Below are 16019 nucleotides of genomic sequence, written 5' to 3' on the forward strand. Positions count from 1 at the left end.
AGGAATTAAAATGAGCGAAAGCTTTGCAGAACTCTTTGAAGAAAGCCTGAAAACTCTCAATCTTCAGCCAGGCGCAATCATCACCGGTATCGTTGTCGATATCGACGGTGACTGGGTTACCGTTCACGCCGGTCTGAAGTCCGAGGGTGTGATCCCGCTCGAGCAGTTCTACAACGACGCTGGCGAACTGACCATCAAGGTCGGTGACGAAGTTCACGTTGCGCTGGACGCGGTAGAAGACGGCTTTGGCGAAACCAAGCTGTCCCGTGAAAAAGCCAAGCGCGCCGAGTGCTGGATCGTTCTGGAAGCAGCTTTCGCCGCAGAGGAAGTGGTCAAGGGCGTTATCAACGGTAAGGTTAAAGGCGGCTTCACTGTCGACGTTAACGGCATCCGTGCGTTCCTGCCTGGTTCCCTGGTTGACGTCCGCCCAGTGCGCGACACCACCCACCTGGAAGGTAAAGAGCTCGAATTCAAGGTCATCAAGCTGGACCAGAAGCGCAACAACGTTGTCGTTTCCCGTCGCAGCGTCCTCGAAGCCGAGAACTCCGCCGAGCGTGAAGCTCTGCTGGAATCCCTGCAGGAAGGTCAGCAAGTTACCGGTATCGTCAAAAACCTCACCGATTACGGCGCATTCGTCGATCTGGGTGGCGTCGATGGCTTGCTGCACATCACCGACATGGCCTGGAAGCGTATCAAGCATCCATCGGACACCGTCAATGTCGGCGACGAAATCCAAGTACGCGTTCTGAAGTACGATCGCGAGCGCAACCGCGTTTCCCTGGGTCTGAAGCAACTGCTGGAAGATCCATGGATCGCCATCAAGGCTCGTTACCCAGAGCACACCCGCGTGAAAGCGCGTGTGACCAACCTGACCGACTACGGCTGCTTCGCAGAGCTGGAAGAAGGCGTGGAAGGCCTGGTGCACGTTTCCGAAATGGACTGGACCAACAAAAACATCCACCCTTCGAAAGTCGTACAAGTCGGCGACGAAGTGGAAGTTATGGTTCTGGACATCGACGAAGAGCGTCGTCGTATCTCCCTGGGCATCAAGCAGTGCAAGTCGAACCCATGGGAAGACTTCTCTGGCCAGTTCAACAAGGGCGATAAGATCTCCGGTACCATCAAGTCGATCACCGATTTCGGTATCTTCATTGGTCTGGACGGCGGCATCGACGGCCTGGTTCACCTGTCCGACATCTCCTGGAACGAAGTGGGCGAAGAAGCCGTACGTCGCTTCAAGAAGGGCGACGAGCTGGACACGGTCATCCTCTCGGTTGATCCAGAGCGCGAGCGCATCTCCCTGGGTATCAAGCAACTGGAAGACGATCCGTTCTCCAACTACGTCTCTATCAACGACAAAGGCGCTATCGTTCGCGGTACCGTCAAAGAAGTTGACGCCAAGGGCGCTGTAATCACCCTGGCCGACGACGTTGAAGCGACTCTGAAAGCTTCTGAAATCAGCCGTGACCGCGTTGAAGACGCGCGCAACGTGCTGAAAGAAGGCGAAGAAGTTGAAGCTAAGATCATCAGCGTCGACCGCAAGTCGCGCGTGATCCAGCTGTCGGTCAAGTCGAAAGACGTGGAAGACGAGAAAGAAGCGATCCAGAGCCTGCGCGACAAGCCAGCCGCCTCTGACATCGCTGCAGGCCCGACCACCCTGGGCGACCTGCTGCGTGCACAAATGGAAAAACAGAACTAAGTTCTGCTGACCATTTAGAAAAAGGGCAACTTCGGTTGCCCTTTTTTTTGCCATAAAATTACTGCTGCGTAGCGACGGGGCTCGCCCCCGATCCCTTGCGGCGCAATCAATATGCCATTATCCCCTCCGATACAACGACCTCGAACTGGGTTATCCTCACACCTATCCTCATAAAGACCGCTCTAGCATGACTATCCCGATGCCACTCCAGCCTTGTCGCCGATTCGAAGCCAATATCGCAGGCCGCGATTTCGTGGTGGGCGACGTTCATGGCCACTTTGAATTGCTAGAGCGGTTTATGCTCAAGGTCAATTTCGATACGGCGGTGGACCGGCTATTTGCCGTGGGCGATCTGGTCGACCGAGGCCCTGATTCCAATCAGGTCATCGAGTGGTTACTTCACCCCTGGTTCGCCTCCGTGCGCGGTAATCACGAGCAAATGATCATTGATTGCCTGGACGGTACGGGCGACATCCCCCGCCATTGCAAAAACGGCGGTGCTTGGTTCCAGGAGCTCGATGAGGCAGAGCAAGCCCGCATAGCAGTCGCTTTGCGTTCTTTGCCTTTTGCCATCGAGATAGCACAGCCTCAGGGTGGTTCTATTGGCTTAGTCCACGCCGAGCCGCCCGTATTGGAAGGTCAGCCAGTTAGTTGGGCGCAGGTATGGGCTAACCTGCTGGGCCGTGAAGGCGACGAGGTGCAGCAGCAGGCGGCGCGCTTGGCCCTGTATTCGCGGCGCAGAATAGAGGCCCGAGATACCACGCCAGTAGCAGGCGTGGAGGCTATATACCTGGGGCACACGTCAGTCGCCGACGTTCATACTTTAGGGAACGTGGTCTATCTGGACACCGGTTGCTCCTGGTCGGATGGTCGATTGACCGGGTTGCAGATCCTAAACCATCAGCCTTTAAGCATTGAGTACCTGCGGGCTCCGTGATTTTCTGCGCGGTGTATTGTTTTTTCATTTAACTGAATTTATACCCTGTTCAAACCGCCCCCGTCATGCTAAAACCTTCCAAGCGCTGATCTAGCTGCTTGATAAAGAAGGGAAAAATATGACGAAGTCGGAGCTGATCGAACGTATTGTCACCCATCAAGGGCTGCTCTCGTCCAAAGACGTGGAGCTGGCCATCAAGACCATGCTTGAACAAATGTCCCAGTGCCTGGCCACCGGCGACCGCATCGAAATCCGCGGTTTCGGTAGTTTTTCCCTGCATTACAGGGCGCCTCGAGTAGGCCGTAACCCCAAAACCGGGCAATCGGTCAGCCTGGATGGAAAGTTCGTGCCACATTTCAAGCCGGGCAAAGAGCTGCGCGATCGCGTCAACGAAGACGAAGAGCTCGCTTGACCGGGCCAGTGAGAGGAGAGGGCAGTGCGTAATTTGAAACAACTGTTACTGGGGCTGATACTGCTGGCCGTTATCGCAGTCACCTTGCTGTTCGTGCTGGAAAACCAGCAATCGGTAGCTCTGGTTATTCTGGGCTGGGCTGGTCCCTCGCTGCCAGTCTCGGTATTGGTGCTGATCGCACTATTGATTGGCATGGCCATTGGGCCTTTGCTCGGTTGGTATGTCGCGCTCAGAAGCAAACGCAAGCTTCGCAAGGCGCTGGTCTGAAGTGAGCCGGGCTTAGCTGCTCAATCCATAAATGTCTCTGTCTGCAGGCGTTGGCTTATATCTGCCGTCACTTACAATAGGATCCGAAATATATTAGGATCCGAAACTTAGTGGCAATGCCTTAGTGCGATAGCAAAACAATCATAAACGCCACTATTCACAATCAATACCGCTTATTTTCGCCCTAAACCTTAGTTGATATCATTTTGATACTGTCTGTGTTTGGCATACCCTATTGCTTCATTGCAAATTACTATCGCAGTGAGACAGACAATCTATTTATAAAAAAATAGTTAATCTTCCAAACTCGGTATGGGCTACATCCTAACCGTGTTTCGAGGACAATATAATGAGAACAAGCAAGTTGATAATGCCCGCGGGGCTACTAGGCTTGAGCCTCTCTTGGCTGAACCCGGCGCTGGCAGACACGCTGACCCGCGACAATGGCGCCCACGTAGGCGACAACCAAAATTCGCAAACCGCCGGCTCCGTGGGGCCTGCACTTCTGCAAGATGTGCAACTGATCCAAAAACTGCAGCGCTTCGATCGTGAGCGCATTCCCGAGCGCGTCGTCCACGCCCGCGGCACTGGGGTCCATGGCGAATTCGTGGCATCGGCCGATATTTCTGAACTCAGTAAGGCTAAAGTTTTTTCCTCCGGCGAGCGCACCCCGGTATTCGTGCGTTTCTCATCGGTAGTGCATGGCAACCACTCGCCTGAAACCCTGCGTGACCCGCGCGGTTTCGCCACCAAGTTCTACACGGCCGACGGTAACTGGGATTTGGTGGGCAATAACTTCCCCACTTTCTTTATTCGTGACGCCATCAAGTTTCCCGATATGGTCCATGCCTTCAAACCGGATCCACGCACCAACTTGGATGACGATTCCCGTCGCTTTGACTTCTTCTCCCATGTTCCAGAGTCAACCCGTACCTTGACCTTGCTGTACTCCAACGAGGGGACGCCGGCCAGCTATCGCTTTATGGACGGCAACGGCGTGCACGCTTATAAACTGGTGAATGCCAAGGGTGAAGTGCACTACGTGAAGTTCCACTGGAAGAGCCTGCAAGGCTTGAAGAACCTTGACCCTGCCGAGGCCGAGAAGGTCCAGGGTAAAGACTACAGCCACTTGGGCAACGACTTGGTCAAAGCCATCAACCAAGGCGATTATCCTAAGTGGGACCTGTACATTCAGGTGCTCAAGCCTGAGGATCTGGCCAAGTTCGACTTCGACCCGCTCGACGCAACCAAGATCTGGCCCGACGTACCTGAGCGCAAGATCGGCCAGATGGTCTTGAACAAGAACGTCGATAACTACTTCCAGGAAACCGAACAGGTGGCCATGGCCCCCGCCAACGTCGTACCGGGTATCGAGCCTTCGGAAGATCGCCTGCTGCAGGGCCGCGTATTCTCCTACGCGGATACCCAACTGTATCGCGTCGGTACCAACGTTCTCAGCCTGCCGATCAACCGCCCTCGTGTGGCCGTCAACAATGGCAACCAAGACGGTACTTTGAACCACGGCAATACCACCAGTGGCACCAACTACGAGCCCAGCCGCCGCGAACCGCGTCCGGCCGACCCGCAGGCCAAGTACAGCCAGCTGAAACTGGTAGGCAATACTCAGCAAGCGCCCATTCAGCGCCAGCAGAACTTCAAGCAGGCCGGTGATCTCTACCGTTCCTACTCGAAAAAAGAGCGTGATGACTTGATCAACAGCCTGGGCGGTTCTTTGGCCGCTGCCGATCCTGAAGCGAAAGACATCATGGCTTCGTTCTTCTACAAAGCCGACCCAGAGTACGGCACCGGTGTCGCCAAAGTCGCTAATGCCGACCTCGCCAAGGTCAAAGACTTGGCAAGCAAGCTGGAAGACTAGGTTCTGTAAGTAGCGCTTACCCATTGGGGCCGCCACGCGTAGCCCCAATGGGCCCACTTGCAGCTTCGGAGGCCTGAATCATGCGCATCCTGTTATTGCTGAGCATCATGCTCAGCCCAACCCTTCTCTGGGCCGCTGAGCCCAACCCAGCGCCGGCAGACGCCGCCGCTGTCCAATCCCAACTACGCGACTACTACTTCGACGCTGCCCGCAATGGCCGCCAAGATATGCTCAAAGAGTTCATCGACGCCGGATATAGCCTCGACACCCGCGACAGCAGCGGTTTCACTGCCCTCATACTCGCGGCCTACCATGGCCACCGCGAAGCCGTGCAGCAACTCATCAGCGCCGGCGCCGACCCTTGCGCCCAGGACAAGCGCGGCAACACCGCCCTGATGGGTGCAATCTTCAAAGGCGAACTAAGCATCGCCAAAGACCTGATGAACGCCAACTGCTCGCCGGACCAGCGTAACAACGCTGGGCAGACCGCTGCTATGTATGCGGCGTTGTTTCAGCGTAAGGACGTCCTGGATGAGCTTGCCGCCAAGGGGGCAGACCTGGGGGCCAGGGATGCGGTGGGCAATGGGGTGGATAATTTGCAGCGGGGGGAGTTTGAGGGGGCTCCGGTGCGGTGAGGGTAGCAGAAGTGGCGACTTGCCGGCCCTAGTTGGTTTGACAGCTAGGCCGGATGACAACGACAGGCAATGCTGGCGCATAGGATTCGCTGCCGCCTGGGAAAATTCCTACACACCTAAGGGAATTGACTGGCTTTAATGTTCTCGCGGATAGCGAAAAATGCGACGGCTTCTGGCAGGTGGCGCCCATGTAGCGCTGATGATATTGAAGCCGCCAACCCCGCTCCTTTTTCGCTAGGTTACCGTTTTGACAGCCAACTCTCGTCCGTCTGGACAAGCTCTTCCGTTCATTCATCCTACCTCTACAGATCTCGGCGGCGTCTTTGAAATTATCTGGGGGCAGAAAGGCTTCGTCTCGCTGGTGGCTATAGGCGTCGCTTTTTGTTTTCTGGCCTACGCATTTATAGCCACCCCGCTGTTTCAGACAAAGTTGGTATTGCGCCCACCACCCTTGCACGACCTAGACGAACTCAATCGTTCTGGCCTCTATTCACTAAGCCCTGATGAAGCGTTGGCCCGGGTGGCTCTCGCATTGGACTCCTATGCGCATCGCGCGGAATTTTTCGAAAACAACCGAGAACTATTCGGTAAGCCACAAGTAGAGGATGAACAGTGGGAACAGCTTTTTCAGGCATTCGAAAGTCGTGACCTCTATTTGCGCAGGCCTAGCTCAAAAGCGATATCAGACACCCCTACGCAGGTCGTTGCCACACTCAATTACCATGGGGGGCAGCGCGGGGTCGACGTGCTCAATCGTTTCGTCGAATTCACGGTTGAGCAAGAGCGAGCCTCTATCAAAAGCGACCTGGATGTAATTATCGCGAATCGGATTGCCGAGCTCGAACGCAGGGTGTCCGGGGCTCGAGTGGTCTATGAATCGGGTAAGGCTCTTACCGTTGCGATGCTCACTGAAGAGGATGAGATGAAGCGCAAGCAACTGCTTGATGAGTTGGAGGCGTTGCGGTCTGAGCTGAAGGCTACACGAGCAGCGCGAGTTCAGCAGTTGGACGAGGCGATAACTATCGCCAGGAGTCTCAAGCTCGTACATCCAGCCACGCGCTCCACGCTAGCGACTCGCGCTGCGGAGCTTGCGAGTGGCTCCATTCGCACTGACATCAGTAATGAAACTCTACCTCTTTATTTCTTGGGATCGGATGCCTTGGAAGCGGAGCGCGCCGTGTTGCTCAAGAGACGCTCAGATGATTTCACCAGTCCGCGTATCCAAGCAATTCACAAAGAACTCCAAATGCTGCTGAATAACCGGAAGGTAGAGGCGCTGAATGCTAGGAAGGGTGAAGATATTTTTCTAGCCGGGATAGATGACATGAGGGCTGAAATCAATCGCCTACAAGGTTTGAAGATGGACTCTGCTCAACTGAGGCTGATTCAGGTGGACCGCCCTGCTACCGAGCCATCCGCTCCTTTAAGGCCGCGTAAGCTAATGCTGCTGAGCTTTGGCTTATTGCTGGGTGTCCTGGTCGGGGCGGTCGCAGCGTTGCTGCGCAACATGCTGCGTTTCAACGCGCGGAGCACTCCGTTGCTTGTTCACGAGGGCGCGCCGTTAACCACCGCAGCGACACTGGTCGAAAAGCGGGCTTAGCGCCCGGCTGTTACGAGATGGATTTTCATTCGCGCAATGCGCGGCCTGGAACAAAGGTCCGGTTTCTTAAAGCGCTTTTACGCGCAGTCTGAAGGTTTGTTGGCATGACCGCCGTAGGGCTTCGGGAACGTGACGGCCCTATTCAAGGTATGGGACATGCACGACAATTCCCGGCGTCCTATGAGAGAATGCCTCGCTCGAAAGTGGGTGGGTATTTACCTAACCTGCTGTGGGGCTGGGTGTGCATCAAGGTCTACGCTTAGTCGAATCGAGATTTTTCTGCCTTGGGTACCTCGGAATGCGTACCTTGGGCCTAACACGGATCGCTAGGGTTGAGGGCAGCCATGCTGAGCAAATATAGAGTCATGCGCGGCCTATTCAAGCGCCGCTTACCTAGAGTTATGGCGTGGAAATGCCTGGCGTTCGTGAATCGCAACCGCATGGCGGTTTTCATCGACAGGCAGATGAGCCGGGCTTCAGAGTCTTACACTGCTTTTGATCGGCAGGCTATCGAGCATGTCGTTGCCGAGCTGGAGCAGGATGGTGCCGTAACAGGGCCTTTTCTGCCGGCCCCACAGGTCAAGTACTTACGGCAATACGCTGAATCAAACCCTTGTTTCGCGGATCGAGATCAGGGTAAAGGTTTTTTCCTCAAAGACCGAGAAAAGGCTGAAGCCCTTTTAGGCAAAAATTTATTACTGGCTCAATATTTCAATGTGGATGCTGATCCGGAAATACATCGTTTGGCCAATGACCCCTTTTTACTCGCCGTAGCGGCGCGCTATTTAGGAGTCGAACCCAAGCTCATGAGCATCAATATGTGGTGGACCTTCCCTGTGTTGGCAAGTGAGGCCGATCGTGAAAAACATGCGCATGTATATCACTTTGATCTGGATGATTTGAAGTTTGTAAAATTTTTTTTCTACCTGACTGACGTGGGCGCGGAAGATGGGCCGCATGTGTATGTAAAAAGCTCCAATCGAATCATCAAATACGAAAATAATTTTTTCAAATCCAAGCGTTTTACTGATAAAGAGATTGAAGACGCTTATGGTGAGGAAAATATTATCAGCGTTATCGGGCCTGCCGGGTCTTGTTTGATTGAGGACACCATTACCGTTCACAAAGGCCTGACTCCCGTAGGTCAGCCAAGGCTGATTTTACAGTTTGAGTACGCTATCAATACCTATCCTGAAATAAGTTGCGTTGCTGATGTTGCTGATCAAAAAATTATCGTATAAGTTGTCAGCATGGTCTTATGTAGTGTATGCGGGATCCGCCTCTTTTATTGTGGCGCTCAAAGGGTTTCTCTATGCTCATTTATTGTCCAGTGCAGAATACGCGCTTTTCAACTATTATTTATTGGTGCTGGGTTTCGGTGTATTGGCTGTTGGCTCTGGAGTCATCATCAGGTGTCATATTGAGCTGCCATTAATTGTTGAGAATGATGCTAAGTTGCGTCCTTTCGTGGAGGGTGTCAAGCGAGTGGGGGCCCTTTCGTGGGGGCTATTGTCGGTGGGCGTTATTGCTTATAGTCTTGCTGTGGGTGTGACTGCCTTCATATGGCTGCCTGCTTTGATTCAAGTTATTGTCTATTTTCTGTTTACCGTCGACCTGTTGGTCACTAAAAGTCGCGCACAATTTTTAGAGTATGCGCGGCAGCTTTTTTTCAGAAATGCTCTTATTGCATTGGCCGGGTTGGTCGGTGGCTTGGTCACAGCCAAAGCCGAATGGGCGATTATGTGTGAAGCCTTCATGGGGGTCGTGCTATACAGAAAAGGGCTGTATTGTTTTATAGGCATGTTTGGACTGCCCTCTTGGTCTTTCGTCAGTGCTTGTATGAAGTACGTGCCTGTGACATTGGTCGGGGCCAGTATTCAGTACGCTGATCGACTTCTGGCAGCCTATGTTATGCCTATTGCAGATTTTTCAAGGTTTTCATATCTGTCATTGTGCGCGATGGTTGGCCTAGCGCTACAGCAGTTGATAAACACTCGAGTCATTACACTGTTGCCGGCCGTTTGTGAACGTGACCCCAGGCAAGGTTTTCTATATGTTTTGAGAGTATCAGGGGCCGTCTTTTTTGTCCTACTGCCGTGTTTGTCTTTTGGGTTATGGATACTGCAAAATCCATGGTTTTCCGCGAGTTGGATAAGCGCTGGCCCTTTGTTAAGTGCTTTTTTTTTACTGGCGGCGCTATTTCGTTCATCCGACTTCTTCAGTACCTATTTGTTGGTCATGGGTAAAAAAAATTCGGTCGTCGCTGTGCAGTCATTGACCGTGCTGCTGTTTACCTGTTATGGGCTAATCTATGCCCAGGCAGGGGGCGCGCCGGATCTCACCACCTTTATGTCATTCGTAGCGGTTGGGTTTTTTGCCTCGTGGCTGGGTTTGGTAATGTTATCTTGGAGAGCAAGTCTTGGCTAAGCGATTATGGCGGCTCCTGTTCTCACGCTGGCGTGCGTGGTCTCTGTTTTTCAAAGCGCTGACTAGGCACTCACTGTTCTATCCTTTGGCTAAGGTTTCCGTTGGGGGCACTATCACTATCGGTCGTCGAGCGACGCTCAAAAAAGTTTTGCTCGATGCCGGTACCGGGCTCATTACTGTGGGTGATGGCGTTTGGGCTAATGACGGCGTCGAGCTGTCTGCCTCACGGAAAATAGTCCTGGGTCCAGGGACTACGCTGCAGCGGAATGTCACCATCAATGGGGACGTTGTCGTCGGGGCAGGGTGTCTCTTCGGCCCGAATGTATTTGTTTCGTCCTCGTCCCATGTCCATGACCAGTACCCGGGAATCACTATCAGAGAGCAGGAGCGCCGTATTTCACGTGATGATTTTCTTGCCCTCTACGATAAGCCTATTATCATTGGGGATGATGTGTGGTTAGGCGTGAATTCTGTATTAATGCCGGGGATTTCCGTAGGTTCTCACGCCATAATTGGTGCTAACGCGGTGGTTACTCGAAGCGTTCCGCAAGGGGCCATTGTCGCAGGGAGCCCTGCAAAATTGATTAAATTTCGTTTAGGTTTTGAGGGTGTGCAACATGTTGAGTGATAAAACGATCTTGATTACAGGGGGGACCGGGTCGTTCGGTAATACGTTCGTGCCTATGACGCTGGCTAAATACAACCCCAAAAAGATCATCATTTTTTCCCGCGATGAAATGAAACAGTGGGACATGGCGAAGAAATTCGAAGGCGATCCGCGGGTGCGTTTTTTCATTGGTGATGTGCGCGACAAAGACAGGCTCTACCGTGCACTGGACGGCGTAGATTACGTGGTGCATGCCGCCGCGACCAAGATCGTCCCCACTGCTGAATACAATCCATTCGAGTGCATAAAAACCAATATCAATGGTGCCATGAATCTTATTGATGCTTGCATCGATAAAGGCGTGAAGCGAGTGGTAGCGCTTTCAACCGACAAGGCCAGTAGCCCAATCAACCTCTACGGTGCTACCAAGTTAGCCTCCGACAAGCTCTTTGTGGCCGGCAACTCCTATGCAGGCGGTCATGACACACGCATGGCCGTCGTGCGCTACGGCAATGTGATGGGGTCACGGGGTTCAGTCATTCCATTCTTCATGTCGATCAAGGATAAAGGCGAATTGCCCATTACCGATGAGCGCATGACTCGTTTCATGATCTCATTGGAAGAGGGCGTTGAGCTGGTCTGGCATGCCTTCGACGACATGGAAGGCGGTGAAATCTACGTTAAGAAGATTCCCTCGATGAAGGTCACTGACCTCGCGCGCGTTGTGGCACCCGACGCGAGCCAAAAAGTGGTCGGCATTCGTCCAGGGGAAAAGCTGCACGAGCAGATGATCAGTGCCGAGGATGCTTACTACACCTACGAATACCCAGAACACTTCAAAATATTGCCGGTGATTCATGACTGGGCCACATGCCCAACGCGTATCAAGGATGGGGTGAAGGTCCCAGAGGGTTTCGTTTACTCCAGCGACACCAACAGCCAGTGGATGAGCGATGACGATCTCTTAGACTGGATTCGAGTGAATCAGGACAAGATAGGGAGTATTTGAACGCATGATCCCCTACGGTCGCCAGGACATCACCCAAGCGGATATCGATGCTGTGGTCGCAGTCTTGCAGTCGGATTTTCTGACGCAAGGTCCCCAGGTTCCAGAATTCGAAAAGCGGGTGGCCCATCATGTCGGTGCCAATCACGCGATAGCTGTGAATAGTGCGACGTCCGCGTTGCATATTGCGTGTCTTGCATTGGGGCTCGGCCCTGGCGATTATCTTTGGACCACGCCCATTACGTTCGTTGCTTCGGCTAACTGCGGTTTGTACTGCGGGGCTCAGGTAGATTTCGTCGATATCGATCCCAAAACTTACACCCTGTGCCCTTTAGCCCTCGCGCGAAAACTGGAGTTGGCGGAGCGTGAAGGCCGCTTGCCGAAGGTACTCGTACCCGTACACATGTGCGGCCAGCCGTGTGATATGCAGGCGATTCATGAGTTAGCGTTGCGCTATGGCTTTAAAGTCATAGAAGACGCTTCTCACGCTATTGGTGGCAAATACAACAATCACCCCATCGGCAGTGGCCGGTACAGCGATATCACCGTCTTCAGCTTTCATCCTGTAAAGATAATCACTACGGCCGAAGGCGGTATGGCGCTCACCAATGACGCGGACCTGGCCGCACGTATGTCATTGTTACGCAGCCACGGTATTACGCGTGACCCTCAGGCCATGACCCACGCCGCAGACGGTCCCTGGTATTACCAGCAGGTCGACCTGGGCTTCAACTATCGGATGACTGAGTTGCAGGCCGCATTGGGTGTCAGCCAAATGAATCGGTTGGACGACTATGTCGCTCGTCGCCATGAATTGGCGGTGCGCTACGATCAGTTGCTAGCGGACCTGCCTGTTAAAACTCCCTGGCAACACGCCGACGGTTATTCAGGCTGGCACCTTTACGTCATCCGTCTGCAACTGGACAAAATCGCTCCATCCCATCGGCAAGTCTTTGACTCGCTCCGCGAACAAGGGATCGGTGTGAATCTGCATTACATTCCTGTTCACACTCAGCCCTACTACGCCCGTCTTGGCTTTCAGCCTGAGGCCTATCCAGAATCGCAACGGTTTTACGCCGAAGCGATCAGCTTGCCTTTGTTCCACACAATGACGGAGGCTCAGCAGGACCAAGTAGTGGTCGCGTTGGCTCGGGCATTGAAAGTATGAAAATCGCCGTCATCCCTGCCCGCGGGGGGAGCAAGCGTATCCCACGCAAAAACATAAAAATGTTTGGTGGGAGGCCGATGATCGCCTGGTCAATTGAGGCAGCGCTTAACAGTGGCAGCTTCGATCAAGTGCTGGTGTCTACCGATGATATGGAAATCGCGGAAGTGGCTAGAGATCACGGTGCCCAAGTGCCTTTCATGCGGCCTCTCGAGTTGGCCGATGATTACACCGGTACGATTCCAGTCGTCCGCCACGCCGTCCAATGGATTTGCGACAACGTCGGGTCAGTGGATAAAGCTTGCTGTATATACGCCACCGCCCCTTTCATTGACGGAAATGACATCAGAAAGGGCCTGGATTCACTACAGCAGGGCGCGACTGACTATGCCTTTTCCGTTACGCGTTATGCATTTCCCATTCAACGGGCCTTGAAGCTTACCGGCAATGGGCGAGTGCAGATGTTCGAGCCACAATACTTCCATACCCGCTCTCAAGATCTGGACGAGGCCTACCACGACGCCGGACAATTTTATTGGGGGACCGCAAGAGCCTGGCTCGACAGTCGGCCTATCTTCACGCCCAATGCCGCCGCCGTGATTTTGCCGTCGTATCGAGTTCAGGATATCGACACCCCAGAAGACTGGGTACGTGCAGAACTGATGCACAACATGCTCCTCGCTTCACGGCCTGACTCTTGAAAGGCACGACCGTAGTTTTTCGTTGCGACGCGTCGATCCCCATGGGAACCGGTCATGTCATGCGATGCCTCACACTGGCGGGCGGCCTCCGCGCACGGGGTGCCGAGTGTCATTTCATCTGCCGAGAGCAGCTGGGCGACCTTTGTGCAGAAATAGAAAGGCAGGACTTCCTGGTCCATCGACTTCGTCCTGCGGCTAATGCCGAGCAGGCTTCATCTGGCTATGCGGCCTGGCTAGGCGCAACCCAAGCTGAAGACGTCCGGGACTCGTTACCTATCCTGACCCGAGTAAATGCCCAGTGGCTTATCGTCGACCATTATGCGATTGACCACGGCTGGCACCGCATCGCAAAAAAAATGATGTCAGGTCTTCGTATCTTAGTGATTGATGATCTCGCGAATCGCACACACTGTTGCGACTTGCTGCTCGATCAAAACCTCGGTCGACAGCCGCTCGATTACGCCCATCTTGTTCCCGATGCTTGCGAGACATTGTTAGGCAGCAGGTTTGCTCTGATCCGTTCGGAATTTACGGAAAAAAGGGCCGAAAGCCTAAGGCGGCGTCAGCATGAGCGCCCACATAGAGTTTTGATTTCGATGGGCGGTACCGATCCTGGAAATGTGACCGGCGCTCTTCTCGAAGCCTTGAAAGAGCTGAAGTCAGACCAGCCTCTGGCGTTTGACGTGATACTTGGCGCCCACTCGCCTTGGCAGGCAGAAGTACGCGCATCAGTGGAGTCAATGCCGTGGCCGACGACTCTATCCATAGGTGTCAGTGACATGGCAAATTGGATGATGAGGGCTGATCTCGCTATCGGCGCGGCCGGTGGGACGTCCTGGGAGCGCTGCTGCATGGGTCTACCTGTGGTACTGCTGATCCTGGCTGACAACCAATCCAGAGGTGCGCTTGCCTTGGAAGCCGCAGGCTGTGCAGCGCTGTTGGAAAATAATGACGATTTGTTTCGAACCCTGCCCTTGTTGATCAAGCAACTGTTGTCGGGTTCGAAGTTGGCATCGATGAGTCTGAGTGCCAGTTCTGTTTGCGATGGCCAAGGTGTTAAGACCGTGATCGCCAGAATGGAGGCGCTTAATGGCGCACGATAAGACCTCCGGCCCTAGGCTGAGACCAATGGTTCAAGCCGATCTCGAGACCGTGTGGGCCTGGCGCAATCATTGGGAGGTTCGTCGCTTTATGTACAACCAGCAGATCATAGAGTGGGAGCAGCACTGCCGCTGGTTTGAATCGGCTTCTCAGGATCCGCGACGACACCTAATGGTATTTGAGGTGGATGATAAACGTCAGGGGTTCGCCAGCCTTACTGAGCATATGACCGGAAAGGTCGCCGACTGGGGGTTTTATATGGCTCCTGGTACAGAAAAAGGTCGGGGACAGCAGCTCGGAAAGCTAGCCTTGGCCTACGCGTTTGAGGATTTAAAATTACATAAAGTGTGCGGTCAGGTGCTCGGCTTTAATGAGCCCTCCTTGCGTTTCCACACTCGTCTGGGTTTCCGGCAAGAAGGTGTATTACGTGACCAGCACTTCGACGGCGAATGTTTTCACTCGGTAAGCTGTTTTGGAATTTTGGCTAACGAGTGGGATAACGCGAAATCAGGAATTCAGGTATGAGCATAGCGAGCATCAATATCAATGGGCGGCGCATCGCGGCCGATGCCCCACCTTATGTGATTGCTGAACTGTCGGCAAACCACAACGGCAAGCTGGAAACTGCTTTGGCTATCATTGAGGCCGCCAAACGCGCAGGTGCGGATGCAGTCAAACTACAGACGTACACAGCGGACACCATTACCTTGAACAGTACCGCTGAAGAGTTTCAAATACGCGGCGGTTTATGGGATGGTCGTAGTTTGTATGAGCTGTACCAAGAGGCCCATATGCCCTGGTCTTGGCACGAGCCGCTGTTCGCCCGCGCTCGTGAATTGGGTATCACACTGTTCAGCTCTCCTTTTGACACCACGGCGGTCGACCTGCTGGAGTCTCTCAATACGCCCGCGTACAAAATCGCTTCCTTCGAAGCTGTCGACCTTGCGTTGATAAAGTATGTAGCAAGCACCGGCAAGCCCATGATCATCTCCACCGGCATGGCCGACAGTGATGAAATTCTTGAAGCGGTCGAGGCTGCCCGGGAGGGCGGTTGCAAAGAGCTGGCGATACTTCATTGCGTCAGTGGCTACCCAGCGCCAGCGGCTGATTACAATCTGCGCACCATTACGGACATGATTGGCCGTCATGGTTTGGTTACCGGGCTCTCTGACCATACGCTGGATAACACCACGGCCATTACCAGCGTCGCTTTGGGGGCGTCTATCATTGAAAAGCATTTCACGCTTGATCGCGCCGGAGGAGGGCCTGACGATAGTTTCTCGCTGGAGCCCGCAGAGCTTTCGGCGTTGTGTCGTGACAGCAAAACTGCTTGGGCCGCCTTGGGCGAAGTAAACTACGGACGTAAATCCAGTGAACAGGGCAATGTGCAGTTCCGCCGGTCGCTCTACGCGGTTGAACATATCGCGAAGGGTGAGCTTTTTACCCGGCACAATGTGAGAAGCGTGCGACCCGGCCACGGGTTGCCGCCAAAGCACCTTGAAAGCCTTCTAGGTAAATACGCGGCGGTTGATATACCCATTAACACCGCCCTTGCGCCGGGAATGATTGCTTGAGTCAGCAAGCTT

16 protein-coding genes are annotated in these 16019 nt (G+C 53.7%); all 16 read left to right on the forward strand.

Translation table 11 applies throughout. The features are described 5' to 3' along the window. Nucleotides 1-10: 10 nt before the first annotated feature. The 16 genes from rpsA (at nucleotide 11) to pseI (ending at nucleotide 16007) form a co-directional block, all read left to right on the forward strand. Nucleotides 11-1699 carry a 30S ribosomal protein S1 gene (gene rpsA, locus QCL65_RS07755; RefSeq protein ID WP_407315684.1) on the forward strand — a complete coding sequence of 563 codons (1689 nt, stop codon included), beginning with the start codon at nucleotides 11-13 and terminating at the stop codon, nucleotides 1697-1699. Nucleotides 1700-1898: 199 nt separating this feature from the next. Continuing rightward, entirely contained in the window at nucleotides 1899-2636 is a 738-nt protein-coding gene (locus QCL65_RS07760) for a metallophosphoesterase (protein WP_407316731.1), read from the forward strand. A 118-nt stretch (nucleotides 2637-2754) separates the two neighbouring features. Further along, the gene (gene ihfB, locus QCL65_RS07765; RefSeq protein WP_043187734.1) at nucleotides 2755-3048 is read left to right on the forward strand and encodes an integration host factor subunit beta; all 294 of its coding nucleotides are present in this window, start codon (nucleotides 2755-2757) and stop codon (nucleotides 3046-3048) included. 24 nt (nucleotides 3049-3072) lie between these two features. Beyond that, nucleotides 3073-3315 (forward strand): LapA family protein, encoded by a 243-nt coding sequence (locus QCL65_RS07770; RefSeq protein ID WP_407315685.1) that lies wholly within the window; start codon nucleotides 3073-3075, stop codon nucleotides 3313-3315. A 370-nt stretch (nucleotides 3316-3685) separates the two neighbouring features. Beyond that, nucleotides 3686-5191 carry a catalase KatB gene (gene katB / locus QCL65_RS07775; protein ID WP_407316733.1) on the forward strand — a complete coding sequence of 502 codons (1506 nt, stop codon included), beginning with the start codon at nucleotides 3686-3688 and terminating at the stop codon, nucleotides 5189-5191. An 80-nt stretch (nucleotides 5192-5271) separates the two neighbouring features. Continuing rightward, a complete protein-coding gene (locus tag QCL65_RS07780; RefSeq protein WP_407315686.1) occupies nucleotides 5272-5826 on the forward strand; it encodes an ankyrin repeat domain-containing protein in 555 nt (184 codons plus the stop codon). A gap of 247 nt (nucleotides 5827-6073) precedes the next feature. Further along, complete coding sequence (locus QCL65_RS07785) at nucleotides 6074-7426, forward strand: chain-length determining protein (protein WP_407315687.1); 1353 nt, start codon at nucleotides 6074-6076, stop codon at nucleotides 7424-7426. 344 nt (nucleotides 7427-7770) lie between these two features. Next, nucleotides 7771-8667 carry a phytanoyl-CoA dioxygenase family protein gene (locus QCL65_RS07790; protein ID WP_407315688.1) on the forward strand — a complete coding sequence of 299 codons (897 nt, stop codon included), beginning with the start codon at nucleotides 7771-7773 and terminating at the stop codon, nucleotides 8665-8667. Then, on the forward strand, nucleotides 8639-9853 hold the full coding sequence (locus tag QCL65_RS07795) for a hypothetical protein (protein WP_407315689.1): 1215 nt from the start codon (nucleotides 8639-8641) through the stop codon (nucleotides 9851-9853). The genes QCL65_RS07790 and QCL65_RS07795 overlap by 29 nt, the downstream gene beginning before the upstream one ends. After that, a complete protein-coding gene (locus tag QCL65_RS07800) occupies nucleotides 9846-10481 on the forward strand; it encodes an acyltransferase (RefSeq protein ID WP_407315690.1) in 636 nt (211 codons plus the stop codon). Before QCL65_RS07795 ends, QCL65_RS07800 begins: the two co-directional genes overlap by 8 nt. After that, nucleotides 10471-11469: a UDP-N-acetylglucosamine 4,6-dehydratase (inverting) gene (gene pseB, locus QCL65_RS07805; RefSeq protein WP_407315691.1), complete on the forward strand. Its 999-nt coding sequence runs from the start codon at nucleotides 10471-10473 to the stop codon at nucleotides 11467-11469. Before QCL65_RS07800 ends, pseB begins: the two co-directional genes overlap by 11 nt. Nucleotides 11470-11473: 4 nt before the next feature. Next, nucleotides 11474-12634 carry a UDP-4-amino-4,6-dideoxy-N-acetyl-beta-L-altrosamine transaminase gene (gene pseC / locus QCL65_RS07810; RefSeq protein WP_407315692.1) on the forward strand — a complete coding sequence of 387 codons (1161 nt, stop codon included), beginning with the start codon at nucleotides 11474-11476 and terminating at the stop codon, nucleotides 12632-12634. Continuing rightward, nucleotides 12631-13332 carry a pseudaminic acid cytidylyltransferase gene (pseF, locus tag QCL65_RS07815; protein ID WP_407315693.1) on the forward strand — a complete coding sequence of 234 codons (702 nt, stop codon included), beginning with the start codon at nucleotides 12631-12633 and terminating at the stop codon, nucleotides 13330-13332. The genes pseC and pseF overlap by 4 nt, the downstream gene beginning before the upstream one ends. After that, nucleotides 13329-14435 carry a UDP-2,4-diacetamido-2,4,6-trideoxy-beta-L-altropyranose hydrolase gene (gene pseG / locus QCL65_RS07820; RefSeq protein WP_407315694.1) on the forward strand — a complete coding sequence of 369 codons (1107 nt, stop codon included), beginning with the start codon at nucleotides 13329-13331 and terminating at the stop codon, nucleotides 14433-14435. Before pseF ends, pseG begins: the two co-directional genes overlap by 4 nt. Further along, a complete protein-coding gene (gene pseH, locus QCL65_RS07825) occupies nucleotides 14422-14958 on the forward strand; it encodes a UDP-4-amino-4,6-dideoxy-N-acetyl-beta-L-altrosamine N-acetyltransferase (protein ID WP_407315695.1) in 537 nt (178 codons plus the stop codon). The genes pseG and pseH overlap by 14 nt, the downstream gene beginning before the upstream one ends. Beyond that, nucleotides 14955-16007 carry a pseudaminic acid synthase gene (gene pseI / locus QCL65_RS07830; RefSeq protein WP_407315696.1) on the forward strand — a complete coding sequence of 351 codons (1053 nt, stop codon included), beginning with the start codon at nucleotides 14955-14957 and terminating at the stop codon, nucleotides 16005-16007. The genes pseH and pseI overlap by 4 nt, the downstream gene beginning before the upstream one ends. Nucleotides 16008-16019: the final 12 nt, after the last annotated feature.

The organism is Pseudomonas sp. nanlin1, assembly GCF_045571515.1.
Taxonomy (GTDB): Bacteria; Pseudomonadota; Gammaproteobacteria; order Pseudomonadales; family Pseudomonadaceae; genus Aquipseudomonas.

What these genes read in the sequence shown, in the direction of transcription:
- rpsA (WP_407315684.1), top strand. Translation starts at nt 11, where the DNA reads ATGAGCGAAAGCTTTGCAGAACTCTTTGAAGAAAGCCTGAAAACTCTC.
- QCL65_RS07760 (WP_407316731.1), top strand. Translation starts at nt 1,899, where the DNA reads ATGCCACTCCAGCCTTGTCGCCGATTCGAAGCCAATATCGCAGGCCGC.
- ihfB (WP_043187734.1), top strand. Translation starts at nt 2,755, where the DNA reads ATGACGAAGTCGGAGCTGATCGAACGTATTGTCACCCATCAAGGGCTG.
- katB (WP_407316733.1), top strand. Translation starts at nt 3,686, where the DNA reads ATGCCCGCGGGGCTACTAGGCTTGAGCCTCTCTTGGCTGAACCCGGCG.
- QCL65_RS07780 (WP_407315686.1), top strand. Translation starts at nt 5,272, where the DNA reads ATGCGCATCCTGTTATTGCTGAGCATCATGCTCAGCCCAACCCTTCTC.
- QCL65_RS07790 (WP_407315688.1), top strand. Translation starts at nt 7,771, where the DNA reads ATGCTGAGCAAATATAGAGTCATGCGCGGCCTATTCAAGCGCCGCTTA.
- QCL65_RS07795 (WP_407315689.1), top strand. Translation starts at nt 8,639, where the DNA reads ATGTTGCTGATCAAAAAATTATCGTATAAGTTGTCAGCATGGTCTTAT.
- pseB (WP_407315691.1), top strand. Translation starts at nt 10,471, where the DNA reads ATGTTGAGTGATAAAACGATCTTGATTACAGGGGGGACCGGGTCGTTC.
- pseC (WP_407315692.1), top strand. Translation starts at nt 11,474, where the DNA reads ATGATCCCCTACGGTCGCCAGGACATCACCCAAGCGGATATCGATGCT.
- pseF (WP_407315693.1), top strand. Translation starts at nt 12,631, where the DNA reads ATGAAAATCGCCGTCATCCCTGCCCGCGGGGGGAGCAAGCGTATCCCA.
- pseH (WP_407315695.1), top strand. Translation starts at nt 14,422, where the DNA reads ATGGCGCACGATAAGACCTCCGGCCCTAGGCTGAGACCAATGGTTCAA.
- pseI (WP_407315696.1), top strand. Translation starts at nt 14,955, where the DNA reads ATGAGCATAGCGAGCATCAATATCAATGGGCGGCGCATCGCGGCCGAT.